The 19,926-nt window shown below is 64.0% G+C and carries 16 protein-coding genes; 10 read left to right on the forward strand and 6 right to left on the reverse strand.

Annotated elements, in window-relative coordinates; translation table 11 throughout:
- Positions 1 to 16: 16 nt before the first annotated feature.
- The 3 genes from ACFVTM_RS20565 to ACFVTM_RS20575 form a co-directional block, all read right to left on the reverse strand.
- On the reverse strand, positions 17 to 982 hold the full coding sequence (locus ACFVTM_RS20565; protein ID WP_390205884.1) for a hypothetical protein: 966 nt from the start codon (positions 980 to 982) through the stop codon (positions 17 to 19).
- Positions 979 to 1,467, reverse strand: a complete 489-nt coding sequence (locus ACFVTM_RS20570) for a hypothetical protein (RefSeq protein WP_390205886.1) — start codon at positions 1,465 to 1,467, stop codon at positions 979 to 981. Before ACFVTM_RS20570 ends, ACFVTM_RS20565 begins: the two co-directional genes overlap by 4 nt.
- 243 nt (positions 1,468 to 1,710) lie before the next feature.
- Complete coding sequence (locus ACFVTM_RS20575; protein ID WP_390205888.1) at positions 1,711 to 2,838, reverse strand: serine hydrolase domain-containing protein; 1,128 nt, start codon at positions 2,836 to 2,838, stop codon at positions 1,711 to 1,713.
- A gap of 462 nt (positions 2,839 to 3,300) precedes the next feature.
- Between ACFVTM_RS20575 and ACFVTM_RS20580 the strand changes: the two genes are divergently transcribed.
- The 6 genes from ACFVTM_RS20580 to ACFVTM_RS20605 all read left to right on the forward strand — a co-directional run bounded on the left by ACFVTM_RS20580 (position 3,301) and on the right by ACFVTM_RS20605 (position 8,976).
- Positions 3,301 to 3,690: a hypothetical protein gene (locus ACFVTM_RS20580; RefSeq protein WP_390205890.1), complete on the forward strand. Its 390-nt coding sequence runs from the start codon at positions 3,301 to 3,303 to the stop codon at positions 3,688 to 3,690.
- Between the two features lie 152 nt (positions 3,691 to 3,842).
- The gene (locus tag ACFVTM_RS20585) at positions 3,843 to 4,304 is read left to right on the forward strand and encodes a phage tail protein (protein ID WP_390205892.1); all 462 of its coding nucleotides are present in this window, start codon (positions 3,843 to 3,845) and stop codon (positions 4,302 to 4,304) included.
- Positions 4,305 to 4,721: 417 nt separating this feature from the next.
- On the forward strand, positions 4,722 to 6,119 hold the full coding sequence (locus ACFVTM_RS20590; protein WP_390205893.1) for a chloride channel protein: 1,398 nt from the start codon (positions 4,722 to 4,724) through the stop codon (positions 6,117 to 6,119).
- Positions 6,116 to 6,817, forward strand: a complete 702-nt coding sequence (locus ACFVTM_RS20595) for a hypothetical protein (protein WP_390205895.1) — start codon at positions 6,116 to 6,118, stop codon at positions 6,815 to 6,817. Before ACFVTM_RS20590 ends, ACFVTM_RS20595 begins: the two co-directional genes overlap by 4 nt.
- 32 nt (positions 6,818 to 6,849) lie before the next feature.
- Complete coding sequence (locus ACFVTM_RS20600; protein WP_390205897.1) at positions 6,850 to 8,229, forward strand: glutamate decarboxylase; 1,380 nt, start codon at positions 6,850 to 6,852, stop codon at positions 8,227 to 8,229.
- Between the two features lie 348 nt (positions 8,230 to 8,577).
- Entirely contained in the window at positions 8,578 to 8,976 is a 399-nt protein-coding gene (locus tag ACFVTM_RS20605) for a hypothetical protein (protein WP_390205899.1), read from the forward strand.
- Between the two features lie 72 nt (positions 8,977 to 9,048).
- On the opposite strand, the gene ACFVTM_RS20610 is transcribed toward ACFVTM_RS20605, so the two are convergent.
- Positions 9,049 to 9,600: a GNAT family N-acetyltransferase gene (locus ACFVTM_RS20610; RefSeq protein WP_390205901.1), complete on the reverse strand. Its 552-nt coding sequence runs from the start codon at positions 9,598 to 9,600 to the stop codon at positions 9,049 to 9,051.
- 171 nt (positions 9,601 to 9,771) lie between these two features.
- On the opposite strand from ACFVTM_RS20610, the gene ACFVTM_RS20615 reads away from it, so the two are divergent.
- Positions 9,772 to 10,143, forward strand: a complete 372-nt coding sequence (locus ACFVTM_RS20615; RefSeq protein WP_390205902.1) for a hypothetical protein — start codon at positions 9,772 to 9,774, stop codon at positions 10,141 to 10,143.
- Between the two features lie 68 nt (positions 10,144 to 10,211).
- Here ACFVTM_RS20615 and ACFVTM_RS20620 read toward each other — a convergent pair whose 3' ends face one another.
- Positions 10,212 to 10,736 (reverse strand): DUF2087 domain-containing protein, encoded by a 525-nt coding sequence (locus tag ACFVTM_RS20620; RefSeq protein WP_390205904.1) that lies wholly within the window; start codon positions 10,734 to 10,736, stop codon positions 10,212 to 10,214.
- A 19-nt stretch (positions 10,737 to 10,755) separates the two neighbouring features.
- Entirely contained in the window at positions 10,756 to 12,870 is a 2,115-nt protein-coding gene (locus ACFVTM_RS20625; protein WP_390205906.1) for a hypothetical protein, read from the reverse strand.
- A gap of 644 nt (positions 12,871 to 13,514) precedes the next feature.
- On the opposite strand from ACFVTM_RS20625, the gene ACFVTM_RS20630 reads away from it, so the two are divergent.
- The 3 genes from ACFVTM_RS20630 to ACFVTM_RS20640 all read left to right on the forward strand — a co-directional run bounded on the left by ACFVTM_RS20630 (position 13,515) and on the right by ACFVTM_RS20640 (position 19,920).
- On the forward strand, positions 13,515 to 15,110 hold the full coding sequence (locus ACFVTM_RS20630) for a glycoside hydrolase family 68 protein (protein WP_390205907.1): 1,596 nt from the start codon (positions 13,515 to 13,517) through the stop codon (positions 15,108 to 15,110).
- 146 nt (positions 15,111 to 15,256) lie between these two features.
- Positions 15,257 to 17,182, forward strand: a complete 1,926-nt coding sequence (locus ACFVTM_RS20635; protein WP_390205985.1) for a glycoside hydrolase family 32 protein — start codon at positions 15,257 to 15,259, stop codon at positions 17,180 to 17,182.
- A 206-nt stretch (positions 17,183 to 17,388) separates the two neighbouring features.
- On the forward strand, positions 17,389 to 19,920 hold the full coding sequence (locus ACFVTM_RS20640; RefSeq protein ID WP_390205909.1) for a glycoside hydrolase family 32 protein: 2,532 nt from the start codon (positions 17,389 to 17,391) through the stop codon (positions 19,918 to 19,920).
- Positions 19,921 to 19,926 lie beyond the last annotated feature (6 nt).

A 19,926-nucleotide genomic window follows, 5' to 3' on the forward strand; every position in this document is an offset into this window, starting at 1 on the left:
CTTTAGCTGCCGCAGGTTATGCCCGGGCAGGGGAGATATGGAGCTCTGCCTCGACGGAGAGCAGGTAGCTGCGCTCCTCCGGGGTCAGGAAGGTCGCCGAAGTGCCGGCAGCGAGTTCGGCGTCCCAGATTTCGACAATCATCCGGTGCAGCCTGTCCTGTACCGGTGCCTGGGGTTCGGTCTCAAGGGTCCGGTCAAGAGACGTGCTCTGCAGCGCTTTGGCCCAGATGGACTTGACGCGTGCGAGGGTTTCGGTGTTCCAGCGGTGCAGTTTTCTGCGGGCAGCCCTGCCGGCTACCGCCGGGATCGTGAGCCCGGCGCCGGCCAGGACGGTCGCGGCCAGTTCCAGCTCATGGTACGGGAAATCAGGCCTGGCCAGTACGGCCAGGAACGTCAGGTGTCGGGACAGGAGGGAGAGGCACATTTCGGCCATCACCAGGAAGCCCATGATGCAGCCGGCGCCAAGCATGGAGAAGCCGATACGGAATGAGGGGCTCATGCGAGGGACGTAGCGGAAGCAGATCACGGCAATTTCGGCGCTCATCGAGCAGATGAAGAGGGTGAGCATCAGTGAGAACAGAAGAGCCGGGAAGCGGTCCTCGTACATGCCCCAGGTGGTGGTCGTGGCGGTGGGTCCGGTGAGGAAGAAGAACGCGGTTTGCAGGGTCAGCGTGAGTGTAAGAGGCAGGGTGCGTGTCCACCAGGACCGGCGAACGCCGGCTTCCGGGGCGATGGCGGCGAAGGCAGCGAGGCGCAGATACCAGAGAGCGATGATGATCAGGGAGTTCAGGGCCAGTTTGACCAGGTTCATCCCGCCCAGGGCTGTGTCGACGGGGACGTAGACAACCGGGGACATGAGCAAAGAGCCGATGCATCCGTACACGGCGCAGGAGAACACCAGGTCGGTCCGGTTGCGAAGCAGGGCGGGAATGCGGGCCGCGGCCAACAGGAACAGTGCCGCGGCCATGAACATCTGAGTCATCCGAAGATCGCCCCGAAGTTGCCCGGCTGCGCGTCAGGGCGGGGGTTGGAGCGGCGGATGCGGGATGCAAGCCGGTCCGCAAGGATTTCGGCTGTCACCTCGAGTTCGTCGAAGAAATCGGTGCGCTTCAGGGCTGAGACGACTCGCCCCGGGGCGAGGTCCGGGAAGAAGACTTTGGCGTAGTCGTTGGATAGGTCTTCCTGCTCGTGGCGGAGGATGATGTGTGCGAATTCGTGCAGGACGATCTGCTGGCGGTGCACCTCGGAGGCCGCCGGGGCGTGCAGGATGAGGTCCACGTCGTCCAGGCCAAACCACAAGCCGCAGACTTTATCGGTCGGAGTGCCCTGAATGGGCTTGATGATGATGGCGCGCCCGTTCGACTCTTCCAGATGGGCCTGAATCGACGCGAGAGATACGGGCTCCGTCAGTTCCAGGCCTGCTTCCGCAGCCTCGGCCCGCCTCCGGGAGGCGCTGTAGTCCATCATCAATCAGTCCTTGGGTTCGTCCATTTAATGGAGAAGCACCCGCTGCCCCAATGGGAGGAGCGTATCAGGCCTGTTCAGCGACTTCTGGTGAGGGTTTGGTTACTTGTGTCCCGCCGAACTGTTCATCAATCAGATCCCTGATTTTGAGGAGTGTTTCGGGTCGTCACGTTGGTGGAGGGCATCATGCTCAGGCCGCTGTTGTCTAACGGAGGGAGCGCAAACCCACCCGGCTCCCCGCTCTGTTCACTGGCAGAGGTAGTCCAGAGTTTCCTGGGCAGCCTGTTGCATCTGCGTCTGGAGCAGGTCGATGCGGCGTGCGGTTGCAGGGTCCTGCCAAAGCATCGGCCGAACTGCCATGGCCATCGTGACCTGGCTGCCGCCGTCGGCGCTCGCGATGGAGATACTGATGTTGCCGAATCCGCCCCCTGGATGGCCGTAGCGGACGCCGCCGGAACATGCGTCAGGATACCGCCCCAGACCAAGTCCGTAGTCCCAGAATTCGGTCTTCTTCTTCATTTCCTCAAGCATGCCGGGGGAGAGGAGTTGGCCGCGGAGGAGTGCCCGGTAGAAGGTGTTTAGGTCCTGCGTGGTGGAGATGACGCCGCCTGCGGGGGAGCCGACAACAGCCTCGGGCTGGGTGAGATCGACCCGTTCGCCGCCATCAATGACGTAGGCGTGTATGGTGTCCGGAGCCTGGCGGTCCGGTTCGGCCAGCGACGTGTGCCGGAGTCCCAGGGGCGCGAAGATGTCTTGATTGAGCACGTCGGCGACGGGACGTCCGCGCAGCTTTTCGATCAGCTGGCCGAGGGCCAGGTAATTGGAGCTCGAGTAAGAAAAGCGGTCCACGTTCTTGGACTCCCAGGGGATCGTGGCGGCCAGTTCGAGTCCTCGCTGCATGCTGAGCCGTGTGTTCGCAACCTGCTTCAGTGGTCCCGCCGTGTATTCGGAATCCACGTAATCGGGCATGCCGGAGGTATGGTTCAGCAACTGGCGGACGGAGACCGGCCCGGGCGGCCGCAGCGTGGTCCGGAAACTCTCCAGGACACCGTTCACCGGGTCATCAAGCCCGATAAGTCCCTGGTCGACGAGTTTCAAGACGGAGACGGCAACCATCGACTTCGTAATGCTGGCAACGGATACCCGGTCCTGGGGCTGAGCCGGATCCTTGCTAACCAGGTTTCGCACCCCGTAGGCCTTGGACCATTCGCCGCCAGGCCATCTCAGCTGCACAACAAAGGACGTCGACCCGCCATCCATGAAGTGCTGGATCCTGCGCTCCAGAGAATCCGTCGCTGCCTGGACCGAGGCGGCCGAGGCGGCCGAGGCGGTCGTGGCGACGCTCGACGGACCCGGCCCGGGAGGCGCCTGCACGCAACCGCCCACAGTGACAACCAAAGCCGCGGAGAAAGCTGGCGCACCGAACAGGCGAAAACGCGTCCGCCACCAAGCAGCCAACGCTCTCATGACATCGTTTTACGCTCAAACGTGTCCAGTGGATAGGCCGGGCTCGTAAATTCGCTCCCCAGGCAGCCCGATGACTATTGGAAAGAGCACTCGCACCGTTGGTGAGAAAGCCCGCTACTATTCCTGTCCGGGGACCGGACAAGTGAGTAAACTGGAAAGGTGCCCAGGGCAACCAACCTGTGCGACGCCGGTTCTGCAGACCCCTGCCGGTGTCCGTCGGCCAAGCTTGGCCGAACAACTCCACTGAATATCATTGACCTCCCGAAGCGCTGCCCGGAATCGCGTCCGGGGAAGCCCGGCCCGTCGCCGCCGGGACGGCCGGTTCCGGCAGGAGCCGTGCGGAGGACGAGTCCTCAAAGGATGAAGTTCATGAACAAGGTTATTCGCATCATCGGAACAACTGCTGTGACGGCGACTTTGGGCTTGGGCGCCAGCGCCCTGCCTGCCAGCGCTGCCGCTACGATCTCCACTACCGCCGCCAGCTCCTGGAACCAATCGTCGTTCGAGCACAGGCACCAGATGCGTGACTTCAACCGGCACGATTCCGAACACGGATGGTGGGACGGAGAGAGCCGGTGGCATGACAACACCGACGGATGGGGCTGGCGTGACGACCACGGCAATTGGCGTGACGACAACGACCACAACGGCTCGTGGACGGGCCGGGACGGCTGCCGGCATGACAAGGAGGGTTTCTGGGACCATAACGGACACCGGCACGATGACAACAGGCGCCATCACCGTTCAGGCACCTGGTGACCGCCCTCGCTTTGGATCCGGCGACTTGAATCCGGCGATCGGGGTGGCGGAAAATCTGCCATCACCGCGCCCGTTTTCTGGCCGGGGGATTTGGCAGTGACGGCGCGTCGTCGCGTTAGCATGGGTCCCACCACGTCCTACTAGGAGGCTGCATGCCGTACATCGTTGACTTCAAGAACGTTTCTACCATCGGCTTGGAATCGTCGCCGTTCGCCGAGGCCCTCGCCGGGTTGCGCGCCAACGAGGCCCGCTATTACCGGAACAAGTACGACCACGCCTTCACAGTGAGCCCCGCGAGCGAGGCTCCGGAGGTGGTCGACCGGGTGAGCCGGATACTCCAGGACGAGCGTGAGATCGTCATCGGCTCCCGACCGCTGGAAGCGACCGCCTTCGAGGTTGACGGTACTCGGATGGCCTATGTTTTCTACGAGTCGGGGCTGTCAGTCAACGTCATGTACGGCATCGACGGCGGGAAGCGAGCAGTCGGCTTCAAACTCGCCGAAGGCATGGAAATTCCGGAGGAATTGGCGCAGCGCTTCAAGTTTGCCCGCCAAAAATCGAAGCTGGCGGGCGTTATTCGCGGCTCCTATTTCGTGATCAAGGGCGAGTGCTGACCGCGCTCTCCGCCGCACCTGACGGCCGCCGGCTAGCGTTCGGCGCCCGGTAGCGTTCGTCGCGAGTTACGACGACGGGCCCCGCCAGTCGCCGTCGACTCGGCAGTGCCCGGGTTTCCCTCCGTTTGAGCTCCCGCGAAGGACCCCGGTGCTCTTTGCTCTTTCACCCGCATTGGGTGACGACTGCCCCCACCGGACGCGTTAGCTTGGAGAACATCCGATTGACCAGCCTCTGTCGCTTCTGAGTCCTCGCTAGAGGCTCCCGCCGTCTAGCGGACGGCCAGCGGAAGGAGAAGGGATGCTCAGCTGCTACAACGGGCGCACCGAACCCGTCCTCTCGGCGGCTCCGCTTGCTGGGGGTGCCCTTTCGGGCGGACGATGGCTGAGCCAGGCCGCACGCGCGCAGGGCTGCCGGCCATGAGCGAGCCTGCCGCGCCGCCGCCTAGCTTCGATCCGGCCGTCGTAATTCGTTCCAAGCCGTACATCGCCGCGCTCCTGCTGGCAGCGGTCTTGGGCGTTCCCATCTCGGCCATTGCATACGGCTTTCTCGCTCTGGTCGCGGTGGTCCAGCGGTACATCTTCGACGGGCTGCCGCATCAAGTCCTCGGGGGCCCTGCCCCCGCGTGGTGGCCGGTTCCGTGGTTGGTGCTGTGCGGGCTGTTGACGGCGTTGACCATCCGGTACCTGCCGGGAACCGGGGGCCACTCACCTGCTTTCGGATTCAAGACAGGCGGCGGACCGCCCACCGGTCGGGAGCTCGTGGGCATCTTTCTCGCGGCACTGACCACGCTCAGCCTGGGTGCGGTGCTCGGACCCGAGGCGCCGCTGATCGCAATCGGTGGCGGCCTCGGGGCGTTGGCGGTGCACCTGGTGAAGAAGGACGCTCCGCCGATGGCCCTGACGATCATGGCGTCGGCCGGCAGCTTCGCAGCCATCAGTACCTTGCTCGGCTCTCCCGTGCTCGGTGCATTCCTGATCATGGAGGCCGCCGGGATCGGGGGAATGACCCTGAGCCTGATGGCCCTGCCCGGGCTGCTCGCGTCTGGCGTCGGGGCGCTGGTGTTTGTCGGCTTGGACGGCTGGACCGGGTTGGGCAGCTTCTCACTGGCACTGCCCGTGGTGCCGCCTGCGGAGCCGCCGACATTGGCTACGTTGGGCTGGGCGGTGATCATGGGCGCGGCCGGCGCGCTGTTGGGATGGTTGATCCGCTGGATGGCGCTGTCGCTTCGACCGGTCGTGCATCTGAACCGGGTTTTGGTGACGTGCGCGCTCGGCTTGCTGGTAGGTCTTACCGCGATGGCGTACCAGCTGATTTCCGGGCAAAGCTTCACGCAGGTGTTGTTCTCGGGGCAGGATGCACTCCCGGAGCTGGTCGAACACGCCGCGAGCTATTCGCTTCCTGTGCTGGTCCTGCTGATCGCTTGCAAGACCTTGGCCTACGGGCTCTCGCTGAGCGCATTTCGTGGTGGGCCGGTGTTCCCGTCGATGTTCATCGGTGCGGCGCTCGGTATTGCCGCCGGTGGGTTGCCCGGAATGAATCTCGCGGCAGCGATCGGCATGGGCATAGGAGCCATGTGCGCAGCCATGCTGCGGCTGCCGTTGACGTCGACGCTGCTGGCCACGCTGCTGCTGGGAGTGGACGGTGTGGCCGTGACACCCCAGGTGGTGGTGGCTGTGGCGGTGGCCTTCGTGATCACCAATGTGCTCCCGGTCCCGGGACCGGGCACCGACTCTGGCCACGGCCCGACGGCGTCCGTGGCGCCTGACGCTGCCGGCAGCGTCCAACATCGGGCTTCCTCGGGCGGCGGACCATGACCGGGATCCCGAGCCCGGCCCGTTCGACCACGCGGGAGCGGTGGATCGCCTGGTTGTTCATCATCGGCTCGAGTCTGTTCGCTTTGGGGGCGGTGCCGTCCTACGCCGAGGCCGTGGGTTTGCGCTGGTGTGCATTCACATTTTTCGTCGGTTCGCTGTTCTTCACCAGCGCGGCGTTCCTGCAGTACCGCGAAGCAGTTGGCGCGCTCCCGGCCGCAGGTGCCACACGGCGCCATTCGTTTTGGGTATGGGCGCCGCGGAATCTCGGCTGGCTCGCTGCCGCGATTCAGCTCGCCGGCACGCTGTGGTTCAACTGGAGTACGGGAAACGCGGTGCGGGACAATCTCACGGCGGCGCTCGCCGAGCAGCGGGTGTGGCGACCCGACGCCCTGGGTTCGATAGCGTTCCTCCTTTCAAGCGGCGTGGCATTGCGGGACGCCGGTCGCGGCGCCATTGCCGGCCGGCCCAAGCCTCGGACGTGGAAGATCGGTGTGATCAACGTGCTCGGCTCCGTTGCGTTCGGCATCTCGGCTGTCGCGGCCTTTGTCATACCGTCGAGCGGCGATGTCTGGAATGCCGAACTGTCCAACCTCGGCACCTTCGTGGGAGCCCTGTGCTTCCTCACCGGCGCGATTCTGATGCTGAGTCCAGAATCCACCGAAGCCTCGGTTCCTACGGACCGGGGAACGCATCCGTAATCCCTGTTCAAGAGTCCCTGAAGGAGAAAGTGATGTCAGCAAATTTCCAGCCGACGGATGCCGACGTGGCGCTGTTCGGCAACCGATTCGTCACCCAGGAGGTTCCCAGCAGGGAGTTCCCGGAGACCGGAATTCCTGCTGAGGACGCTTTGCGGCTGGTGTCGGAGGATCTGGCCCTGGAGGGTGATCCGGCCCGGAACCTGGCGACCTTCGTCACGACATGGATGGAGCCGCAGGCCCAGCAGATCATCGCAGAGAACCTGCACCGCAATTTCATCGACCACGCCGAATATCCCCGCACGGCCGAAATCGAGCAGCGCTGCATTCGGATGCTTGCCGACCTCTTCCACGCGCCCGGCGAGACGACCGGAGCCCGAACCCAGGGATCGTCGGAGGCGATCATGCTCGGCGGATTGTCCCTGAAGTGGAACTGGCGCAAGCGTCGCGAGGCTGCCGGCGCATCGACGTCGAGCCCTAACCTGGTATTCGGCGGCGACGTGCACGTCGTGTGGGAGAAGTTCTGCCGCTACTTCGACGTCGAGCCACGGATCGTGCCCCTGCAGCCGGGGAAGTACACGATCGGACCGGAGGACGTGCAAGCCCATATCGATGAGAACACCATCGGTGTGGCCGCCGTGCTGGGTACCACGTTCACCGGGCACAAGGACGACGTCGTCGGCATCAACGACCTGCTACTCCGGATCAAGCGCGAGCGGGACCTTGATGTGCCGTTGCACGTGGACGGGGCCAGTGGGGGGTTCGTCTGGCCCTTCCTCTACCCGGACTCCGCGTGGGACTTCCGCCTCGAGCAGGTCCGCTCGATCAATGTCTCCGGGCACAAGTTCGGCCTGGTCTATCCCGGCATCGGCTGGCTGATCTTCCGGGAACAGGCCGACCTGGCCAAGGACCTCGTCTTCGAGGAGAACTACCTCGGCAAGACCGACTCGACTTTCACCCTGAACTTCTCCACCGGCTCGTCGATGGTTCTCGCCCAGTACTACAACTTCGTGCGCTATGGTCGCGCCGGTTACACGTACATCATGCAGAACATGCAGACCAACGCCCGCGTCCTCGCCGAGAAGTTGGACGCCATGGGCCGGTTCGAGATCATCGGCCGCGACGAGGAGCAACTTCCCCTGGTCGCGTTCCGGCTCGCCGCCGACACCGGGTACGACGAGTTCGACATTGCCTGGCAGCTCTCGGCCGAGCGCGGCTGGATGGTGCCGGCATACACCCTGCCGCCGAACGCCCAGGACGTGACGATCATGCGGGCGCTGGTCAAGGAGACGATGAGCCGCGAGCACGTCGACACGCTCGCCCGAGACATCGAAGAGGCATGCTCCACGCTGGCGAAGAAGGGCGGCGCGCACGAATCCGAACGAAACAAGATCGTCACCGGACCCGGCCACTGACTTACTGCAGCGGAATCCCTACGAGGACACGAAGAGCCGCACAAACGTTGCATGACACTCAATCCCACTTATCTGGCACGCAGCCAATAGCGCTATTTGGCGAAACCAGTGCTGTAGGCTCCTGTCCGAACCTTGGGGGATTGATGCTGAACTACTTTCGCGAATCGCAAGAGGCACGATTTGTGACGCAGCACGACGAATCTATGGCTATGTTTGTGCCGGCCACTGGCAGTTTAGTGACAGCGGCTGCAACGGCCGCTATCAAGAAAAACGGGGGGAAGTTTTGGACCAAAGTCCGACGAATCAAAATGGAAGGCCGGCGGCCAGAGTCGCATGCGCAGCAAACGCATGAGCTACGAGCGAAACCTGACCTTCAACCTCAGACTTCGCGGGTTGTCCGAACCGGAAATCACCGAAGTAATCGACGAGGTGCGGGCGCATGAGGCCGCCGCAGGACCTCCCGCCGAAGCCGAATTCGGCTCGGCGGAGGACTATGCGAAGCAGTTCCCCAAGAAGAAGAGGAGGACGCGGGGAACCAGCATCACGATGATTGGAACAGCAATATCAATCGCCTATGTTCTCCTCGCGGTCATCCTCGCAATCCTCTTCAGAGTCGACATCCGCGAGTACGTCGGCCCGTATACGCTCCTGCCGGGGCTCGTGCTGGTCCTGGCCAGTATCCTGGCTGGCTTCCTGACCGACTACTTTCAGCCCGCCAAGAGGCATCCGCACCGGCCCGAATCTTGACTAGAACACGCACTATGGGGACAAAGCTCAACGGAAATGTAAAAGTTCATCCCGCGCCATGGGCGATCGAGGCTAGACGCTTGTTGATGTTGCTTCGGGGGCGGCCGGGGCCGGCACGGGAGGCGCCTGGTACACACGGATCTTGGGATGATTGCCCTCGGGGGTGCGCCACTCAGCCTCAACCAGGTCGAGTAGTCTCCACCCCAGCCTTTCGTAGAGCTCCACGGCAGGCCCACCATCATCGACTACATCGAGGGTCAACGTGAGATCGTTGGCCTCGGCCCAGGTCTGGGCGATCCGGAGTAATGACTTTCCAAGGGATAATCCCTGGCCGCGGGCCGCCGGCGAAACAAACAGACGTGAGACGCTCGCCCTTTGATGGGAGCCAATACCGGGGACGGAGGCGAGTATTTGACTGCCGGGCCCATAAACCACGCAAACATGTCCGAGGATTGTGTCCGTGCCTTTATCTTCGGCTACCCAGGCGATGAGAGAACCGGCGGGATTCAACCAGGCGATGGGGTCGTGGGGCCACTGGTAGGGATATCGATCAGCTGAATGAACTAGCTTCAATGTCGAAACGCATCGTGGGATATCGCTTCTTGTGCGAAGTCGAAAGTCCATGCCGTCAACTATGCCAGAGACCACACGCCCACCGCGGACAAACAATCGCAGGGCCGGGGATCCTGAGCGGACGCACGTTTGCAATTAGTTCCGCCTGGTTGCGTCGCCGGGTTAGGCAATTGAGATGTTCAGATTCTTGACCGCGCATGTGTCGTCAGACAGGCTTGGCGCATGGCAATTCGATATGTTCGAAGCATCGCTGCTGCGGCAGCCGCACTGGGGGTGCTGAGTGGATGCGCAGCACCTGCATCACCGACGATCGACGCCCCGACAAGTCCGGCAACCACCGCCGTCTCAGGTGTCCCCTTCGCCCTCTTCACGCACTGTGGCATCTATGAGGCCCGGGTGCAGGACACCTTCTTCGTCGCCGACCGGCCGCTGGACGACGGTCAGGGAAATCCGCCTGCAGGCTGGGACAACCCCTATCAGTCGGGCACCATCACCGTGACAGGCTCACAGGCCGTCTTCCATGACGACAGCGGCCACACCGTGACCTTCCACGAACGTCCTGGTGCCACGGCCTTCCTTAAAATTTGCTCCTGAGAAGTAGCTCGAGCGAAACGTTGACCAGAGTTCCACCCGGCGCGGCTCACCGCGCATTGTGGGGCCGGTCAGCGTTCTTCCTGCCGGGAGTAGGAGGAGCCGGAGGGCGTTCGTTGCAATAATCCGAAGTCGACCAGGTAGCGGCGCAGCATGACTACATCATCGCTATAGCTAAGGAGCCGCTCGTTCACCTGCTTTTCCGTCAGGTGTTCGCCCGGCTCGATGGCTTCGCTGACAATCCAGGCCAGGAGCTCCCGCCGTTCCGCCATGTTGGCTGGATACCGCTCGATCCTGCCCAGACGCATGAAGCGGGCCGGTCCGGTCTGGGCTTGCCGCCGGGGTTGCTGCGTGAGAAGGTCACGGAAGATCGCCTCAGGCGCCTCTAATTCGTTGGCCGCATTCCGTTCGATCAGCCCAGAGTCAAGGAGGGTAGCGATGGCCCGGTTTCGCCGTTGGGCATTCAAATCAGCAACCACGTCGGTGGACGTGGCGCCGAGCACTATTTGCGCGTAGGCGGTCCGGGCGTCCTGGTTGGCGAGGGCTGCCACCACCCGCCGCCAGTGCGGTCCGCTCAGTCTGGTCCCTCCGGTCACTGCGATTTTCCTCCGGGCCTTAGGTGATGCTGAATAGCTGCGCCCCAGCTGCGAGCCGCGTTTCCGAACCGTCGTCCGGAACCGGCACGTCCACGGTCTGGAACCAGAATCTGGCGGTGAGGGCGTGACTGGCCCCGGTCAAGGCCACATCGGCCAGGTAGCCGTCAAGATCGATCACCTGAGGCGGCCAGTCAATACCGCCGATCTCGCCCTGCAGGTGGGCCTTGAACGCAAGCGAGACGGCAACCCGGCGCTCGGCGCCTGGCGGGGGCGGAATCATCACCGTGCCCACATTGGCCTTCAACTGCACGGGAGGATCTCCCCAGCGCGGTGTCACGGTCCACACCACATCCGTTTGCCATGCCTTGTTCGGTACCGCGACAGGGCCAGGAAACAGGTTGAGGGTAAGCGGAACCGCCTGTCGGAGGGCGATCGAGAATGTCGCGTCTACGTAGGTGGTGCCGCCCAGCACGGTGCCGGTTAGTGAACTTCCGCTGGACGGCATCGTCCACGCGAAGGACGCACCCGTCACGCCCGCAGCAGCACCACCAAAGGCAACTTTCAGTCCCGGCACCGCCGCGCCGGTGTCGTGGTCGCGCGCTTCAACTGTGAAAGAGGCAGCCTTGCCGCCAACAGCACTGTTCGGCGTCACCGTCAGATCCAGATGTCCTTTGGCAACGATTGTTGGCGTCCCCTCGGCAGTGCTCTTTACGGTGCACATCGCCTGAACCGCCCAGAGCTTGTCGTTCTCCTTCAATGCAGAATTCAGGTGGAACACCGCTTCCCCGTCCCAGGTCTGATCTGAGGCGGCTCTTTCTGTCCAGTTCACCAGCAGGTGCACACGGGATCCTGGCTGGCATCCGCTGACCCGCACGGCCGTTTCGCCGGGCCGTACCGGCCCCGCCACCTTGGGTGGCGGAAGGGGTGAGGGTAACGGATGGACGGGTTCGACGGCGGTTATCGCCGGGGCAGAACACCCGAGCTGCCGGATCTGGACCTTGTCACCGTGCGCCAGCGGAAACCAGACCGGAATGCGGGTCTTGGGGCTGGTCATAACCATCAGATCAGAAAGTGGCAAGCCGTGGCTGACGGAGAAGACCTGCGTCAGAACACCGTTGAAGAGACCGTCAGCGGGAACGGCCCGCATGCAATCAACCAGGGGCGCCACAATCAACGGCGTGGGCGGCGGCAGGGCCCCGGAGTCCGGGCGGGCGAATTCGAGGCTGGACCCCGGCGCGCTTGTCAGGCCGCAGAGGGTTTGCCGGGCAACGATCGCCATGACCTGGCCGCTTCCGCCAATCTGCAATGGCAAATCAACCTCTTCCGTTGTTCTGCCGATGCCAATTGTGCCGATCGGCGTCTCGGCTGTCTGGTTTGCCGCTCTGCTCCACAGGGTCAATGCGCCGCCGGGTTTCAACCCGCTGACAACGACTCGCTTGGCATCAGGACAGAAGGGTTGCAAGACCGGGGCCGGCGGCGCCACCGCAGGTCCGACGGGTACTTTGAGAGGACCACTCACGCCGCCGCAACCGGGGAGGCTTTGCCGCACGACCAGCGTGCCTTCGGTGAGCGGGTTGCTGCCGCTGGCCCACATCGTCTCCGCGAGGCTGACCCAATATTGCGCACTCGCCCCGTTCTCGAGATCGAGGTGTCCTGCGGGTATGAGGCCCGACGCGAGCACAGCCGTGTCGCAGGCATGCAGCGGACCGGCGATGACGGGAGTGGGCACATTCTCTTGTTCAGGAACTGGAGCCAAAGGCATCGAAAACGACGGGCCGCTGGACATTCCCCCGACCGCTTGCTCGGCCGAAAGCCGCGCGCCCACCACGAGGGGAGCAGGGCTGAAAGCGATCCACGCGCTGGTCCCGACTACCGGGTTGGCGGCCAACACCGTGTTGTTCAACTTCAACGTTACCGTCGCCCCTGGCACGAGACCGGCCAGAAGGACCTGGTCCATGCATTTCGTGACAGGTGAGGCGAAGGCGGGCGTCGGTAGGGGGCTGGGCAGGGGAATGACGGCCACAGGATTATTGCCCGGTTGGCTGGAGACGCCGCCGACCTCCTGGATGGCGGTCACCTGCTGGCCGGGGCTGAGCGCGTGGTCGAGCTTGACCCACAGGTCGCCGTTGGCCAAGGCACCTGCCTTCCCAACGCCGTCGCCGGCCGCGAGCACCGATGCCGTAGCGCCGGCCATTACACCTGACAGGAGGATGTGTGTGCTGCTTTGAAGGATAGGGCCGCGGACAATCGGCGCCAATGGCTGAACCATAAAGACCACCCTCTAGATCATCTCTGGAGACCGTGGGACAGAGTATGGCATTAAGGCCCCGCGGCCCGACAGGGGCGAAGACAAAAAGCCGCCGCAGCACCGCCGTCGGGGCTGAACGAACAACCCACTGCCCGGCAAAAACCGGGTAAACGCGCGGGTAATTCCCAGCTTTCTTCAGCCATTCTCCGCAACATTTGACTCGATCTTCGTGCTGTGGCACGCGCGCGTGGACGGTAATGTAAGCGCTTGCACACAGTTGCGCGGAACTGCTCACACGACTCGGAAACAGGGTTTGGCGACCTGCCGCGGACTGCCTAACGTGGTTCCCGGTGCCGGGACGCAATTTGCTCCCGCCGCCACCAGGCGGGGCCCTACCCAGGTCCCGTCCCCTCGACACGATGGCGTCCTCGATGACGCCTGCGGTGTCATTGGGGCTGTCGGAGTTTCGGGGAATGAGGGCACACGCCCGTCTTCCACGAATGGTCTCAACTCCGCGAGAAGAGCAAAAAATGCACGAGCACCCCAATACACCCCGGAAGCTGCGGTGGCGCCCTGTCGCCGCGGCACTGGCGGCGGCCGTGGCGGCCTCCGTCTTCCTTTCGGTTCCGTCGGCGCAGGCAAACGCGCCCTCGGATCCGCCGAGCGGCGGGCAGATGCCCGCTCCGACGCCCGGCTTCCCACTGCCCACGAAGCACACCCAGCAGCCGTTCGATCCGGCCGCGGCATTCACCTCCAAGTGGACGCGTGCGGATGCCAAGCAGATCATGGCCCAAAGCAGCAAGAACGTAACCCCGGGCCAGAACTCCATGAGCCCGAACGTCACCATGCCGGAGATCCCGCAGGACTTCCCGGCCATGAACAACGACGTGTGGGTCTGGGACACCTGGTCCCTGACGGATGAGAACGCCAACCAGATCAGCTACAAGGGCTGGGACGTCATCTTCTCGCTCGTTGCTGACCGGCACGCCGGCTACGGCTTCGACCAGCGCCACTGGAACGCCCGGATCGGCTACTTCTTCCGCAAAACTAACGCCGACCCGGCCAAGGACAAGTGGAACTACGGCGGACACCTGTTCCTGGACAACACCTCGATCGGCAACACCGAATGGTCCGGTTCCACCCGCCTCATGCAGGGGAACCACGTCAACGTCTTCTACACGGCCACCACGTTCTACGACGTTGCCGAGCGCAACGCCGGCGGCGGCGGAATCGCCCCGGATGCCGTGATCGCCAAGGCACTGGGCAACATCCACGCCGACCAGAACGGCGTGAGCTTTGATGGCTTCCAGCACACCAAGCTCCTTGAGCCGGACGGCGTCATGTACCAGAACAAGGCCCAGAACCCTGGTTTCGCGTTCCGTGACCCGTACACGTTCGCAGACCCGGCGCACCCGGGGCAGACCTTCATGGTCTTCGAGGGCAACACCGGCGGCCAGCGGGGCGAGTACAAGTGCAAGGATGCGGACCTGGGCTACCAGCCGGGGGATCCGAACGCCGAAACACTTCAGCAGGTCAACAGCACCGGCTCGTGGTACCAGACCGCCAACGTGGGCCTGGCCGTCGCAGACAACAAGGACCTGACCAAGTGGCACTTCCTGCCGCCGATCCTGTCCGCGAACTGCGTGAACGACCAGACCGAGCGTCCGCAGATCTTCATCCAGAACGAGAACGGCAAGAACAAGTACTACCTGTTCACCATCAGCCACCAGTTCACCTACGCGGATGGAATGCGCGGCCCTGACGGGGTCTACGGCTTTGTGGGCGACGGTGTCCGTTCCGACTACCAGCCCATGAACAACAGCGGCCTGGCCCTGGCCTCGCCCACGGACCTGAACATGCCGGCCAACGCGCCCGAAGGGCCGGATCCCCGCCAGAACGGCCGCCAGTTCCAGGCCTACTCGCACTACGTGCAGCCTGGCGGCCTGGTGCAGTCCTTCATCGACAACGTCAACGGCGTCCGGGGTGGTTCGCTCTCGCCCACCGTGAAGATCAACTTCCGCAACGGCGTCTCGACGGTGGACCGCAGCTTCGGCCAGAACGGCCTCGGCCCGTTCGGCTACCTCCCCACCAACGTCAACGTCGGCGGGGCTGGCCACTACAAGTAGTGATAAGCGGGCAGTAGCAGGGAGGAAGCGCCCGGATTCCGGGCGCTTCCTCCTCCTGCATCAGGCCATGGATGGGGCCGGATGGCCTCCACCAGAACCAGGAATGTTGAATTGTGAAAAACCTTGTACACGCGCTGAGCCCCCGCATGATCTGGATTGCGGTGGCAGCAGCGGCCGTGGCCGTCCTTGTCGCCGTGGCGCTGATCCCGTCGGCAGGGTCCCGTCAGGCTCCCCAGAGTCCGGCGGGCCAGGCACTCCGGGGCGTCGCCGCCGCCCAGGCCGGCGCCAAGGAATCCCGCGGGCATTACGGCTCCTATTGGCTCCGTGGCGGAGACCGCACCCTTGAGCAGCTGACGCAGCCGATCCGGACCGACGGCGTGGCGGACCTGCGCAGCATCGAATGCGGAGACGGGTGGGTGGCGGCCGCCCGGAGCGGAGACGACGTCGAGGTCTTGTCCAGCCGGGAGGACCGGGTGGTCCGGGCAGGATCAGGTGAGGTCGTCCGCCCGGACTGCATGAGCCACGAAGCGGTGGAGTCCATGCTCGCGGAGCTGGGCGTGCCGCAGCGGACGTCGGCGCCCGCCGTCGAAGCTTTCGATCGTCCCGAGGGGGCCTCCGGGTTCCGGCCCAGTTACCACATCACGCCGGGCAAGAACTGGATGAATGATCCGCAGCGACCGATCCTGATTGACGGGCTGTGGCACTACTACTACCTCTACAACGCCGGGTACCCCAAGGAGAACGGCACCGAGTGGTATCACCTGACAAGCCCAGACCTGGTCCACTGGAAGGAGGAGGGGGTGGCGATCGCCAAGTACAAGAACGGGCTCGGCGACATCGAGACCGGAAGCGCCGTAGTGGACCAAGACAACTCGGCCGGCTTTGGCAAGGGGGCCGTGATCGCGGTCATGACCCAACAGGACCACGGCATCCAGCGGCAGTCCCTGTTCTATTCCACCGACAACGGATACTCCTTCACGGCGTACGCGCAGAACCCGATCATGGAAAACCCCGGCCAACCGGACTGGCGGGACCCGAAGATCATCCGCGATGACGCCCACAGCCAATGGGTCATGGCCCTGGCCGAAGGCGACAAGATCGGCATGTACACCTCGCCTGACCTGAAGAACTGGAGCTACGCTTCGGGCTTCGAGCGCACCGGCCTGGGCACCCTCGAATGCCCCGAACTGTTCCAGCTGGACCTCGACGGCGATCCCGCCAAGCGGACCTGGGTCCTGGCCGCCAGTGCCAACGGGAGCGGGGAGGGATTCACCACCGGCGTTGCCTACTGGACCGGCGAGTGGGACGGAACCCGCTTCACAGCGTCCGGCGGGAAACATCAATGGCTCGACGCCGGCTCCGACTTCTACGCCGCCGTGACCTGGGATGACCCAAGGCTCACCGAAAGCCAGCGGATGTCCTCCCGGCACGCCATCGGGTGGATGAACAACTGGGCGTACGCGCAGCAGCTGCCCACCCAGGACTGGCACGGCGGCGCGGACTCGATCGTGCGCGACATCAGGCTGGAATCAATCGGGGGACAGCCGACGCTTGTGTCGCAGCCCACCACCGCAATGAAGTCCCTTGAGGGACCGGTGGCAACGGCTGGGGAACGCCGCATGACCCAGGACGGCGCAGGGCAACTCCCGGCCCCGGAGGGCGGGGCATACCGGCTCGACGCGACCCTGGAGCGGTCGGCGGGCGACGACGGTTCGGTTGCGAGGATCGAGCTCGGAGGCGACGGGGGAGCGTTCGCGACGGTCGGATATGACTTTGCGAAGGAGTCGGCATTCATCTCCCGCGACGCCGACGCTGCCGCCACCGGCAAGGGCGAACTCAGTCCGGACTACCGGTCACCGCGCCACGCTGTCAGCCAGCCACACGACGGGCAAGTCGAGCTAACGATTTACGTCGACTATTGCTCGGTGGAAGTGTTCGTCAACGGGGGCGAAAAGACGTTGACATCCCTCGTTTTCCCCACCGCCGGGGCGCCGAGCATCAAAGCCACCACGGCGGGGGGCACTCTGACGCTCAAGTCTCTCAGCTACAGGCGGCTAGCCACCACGCGCTGAAATCAGGTGCTTAAACGCTTGACCTGAGAATGTGATGTTGATTACAGTCGGGTTGCTAAAGCGTTTGACCTCCTATATGGCGCGGAACCTCTTCCCGGCGCCGGGGCATTCAGCTCGGCTTTGGCTCATGGAAGCTTCGATCGTCTGACGTCGACGTCTCCTGCTGTGCGAAACGAATCCATCCGCTGTTGTATGAAAGGTTCGCCGTGAAAAGTCATCTCGACACCCTGGTCCGCGGGGCGTCCGGCCTTGCCGTCCTTGCCCTTGTCGCGGGAGGGGTGATCGCGCCGGCGTCGCCAGCGCTCGCCGCCGCGCCGCCGGGGGAATCGCTTCGCCCCACGTACCACCTGACCGCCCCACATGACTGGCTCAGTGATCCGCAGCGTCCCATCTGGGTCGACGGCAAGTACCACCTCTACTACCTTTACGGTGACCGGGAGAGTGAGGGCGGAGGCTGGCGCCACGCCAGTACGAGCGACAACGTCGTCTTCAAGGACGAGGGCGTGGCCCTCGACAAAGCCCCTGATTTTCCGGTGTGGACCGGCTCGGGCGTTGTCGACGCAGCCAACACCGCAGGCTTCGGTGCCGGCGCCGTCGTCGTGCTGGCCACCCAGCCGACGGGCGGCGACCGTTACGACCAGGAACAGTACCTTTACTACTCGACGGATGGCGGCAGCACGTTCACAGCCTACGGGGCGCCGGTCATTCACAACCCGGGCAACAACGACTGGTTCCGTGATCCGAAAATCGTCTGGGACCAAGGGAACAACGAATGGGTTGCCGTCATAGGCATGGCCCAGAAGATGCAGTTCTTCACCTCGCCTGACCTGAAGAACTGGTCCTACGAATCGGAATTCGCCTACACCACCCCCAATATCGGCGGCATGGAATGCCCTGACATTTTCCAGATCAAGGCCGACGACGGGACATGGCACTGGGTCCTGGCCGCGAGCATGCAGGGAGACTACAGCGGCAAACCCAACACCTATGCCTATTGGACAGGACGCTGGGACGGGCAGGACTTCAGCGCGGATGCAGCCGACCCGCAGTGGCTTGACCGCGGAATGGACTGGTACGCGGCCGTCACGTGGCCGGACCACGACAGCCCGGACGACACGCGCTTCGCCACCGGGTGGATGAACAACTGGCGGTACGCCAACGAAAACAAGGCCATACCCTCCAGTGTGAGCGACGACATCAGCGGCCAGATGTCCATTGTCCGCGAGATCCGGCTCGCGGCTAAGCCCGGCGGGACCTACACGCTCAGATCCACCCCTGTCACGGAGCTGGACAACATCGCGACGACAAAGGTGTCCCTGCCGGCCACGGCCGTCACCGACAGTGCAACGGACCTGGACTACCACGGGACCGCCTACGAGCTCGAAACCGACATCTCCTGGTCTGACCTCCAGAACGTCGGCATCTCCGTGGGCGTCTCAGGCGACGGGATGCGGCATACCGACCTCGGCGTCTACGACAACCAGGCCTTCTATCTCAACCGCGGTGCGTCTGAGCAGACAGGGCAAATGCCGAACATTGCCTTCGCGCCGTGGCTGCAGTCGCAATCCGCCTTCGACCCGTCCGCCAGATCGGTGCACCTGAGGGTCTTCGTCGACAAGGGATCGGTGGAGGTATTTGTCGGCGACGGCGAGGACGTCCACTCGAGCCAGGTCTTCTTCGCCCCGGGGGACACCGGCATCCGTCTGTACGCCGACGGCGGGGCGGCCACATTCTCGAATCTTTTGATCCGCGAATTTGCCGACATCACCACGTCGGCCGATCCGGCCGCCGCCTATGCGGACTTTGAATCGCCGTCCTACGGCACGTGGACCACCACCGGAACCGCCTTCGGCCCGGCGCCGGCGGCCGGAACGCTGCCGAACCAGCAACCCGTCACCGGCTACCGCGGCAGCAAGCTGGTCAACAGCTACCTCAACGGGGACGCCTCAACGGGCACTCTCAGCTCGCCCAGCTTCACCATCGGTCAACCGTTCGTAAACTTCCTCGTCGGCGGGGGAGCCCACCCGCGACCCTCCGATGTCTTTGCAGACTTCGAAGGAACAAACTGGGGCCCCGGGTGGAGTGCAACCGGCAGTTACTCCGGCGAGGGACCCTCAGCCAGCTCGCTCACTGGGCAATTCGGGACAAAAGTCACCGACACGTTTGTCAACGGAGGCGATGCCGCCACCGGCACGATCACCTCGCCGGTCTTCCCGATCAGACGGGACAGGATCAATTTCCGTATTGGCGGGGGCGACCATCCTTCCGGCACCGGCACCGGCACCGGCACCGGCACCGGCACCGGCACCGGCGCCACGACCATGAACCTGTTACTTGACGGAGTCCTCTACCGCACGGCGACCGGTGATGACAGCTCGACCCTGCGCGAAGTCTCCTGGGACGTCCATGATCTGGTCGGGCGATCAGCGCAAATCCAGATCGTTGACCAGGCGACGGGCTCATGGGGCCACCTCATGGTCGATCACCTCGTCTTTGCCGACTCGCCCGGGGCCGTAGGCGGCGAACCGGACAACCAAGCCGCCGTCAACCTCGTGGTCAACGGACAAGTCGTTCGGACCGCGACGGGCAGCAACGACGAGAGGCTCCATTGGACCTCCTGGCTGGTCGATGATCTGCAGGGCCAGACGGGCCACATCGAGATCGTCGACCGCAATACCGGCGGCTGGGGCCACATCAACGCCGACCAGTTCTCGTTCGGTGACAGACCCGCCAGGTAGGCGCCG

The organism is Arthrobacter sp. NPDC058130 (genome assembly GCF_042884475.1).
Lineage (GTDB): Bacteria > Actinomycetota > Actinomycetes > Actinomycetales > Micrococcaceae > Arthrobacter.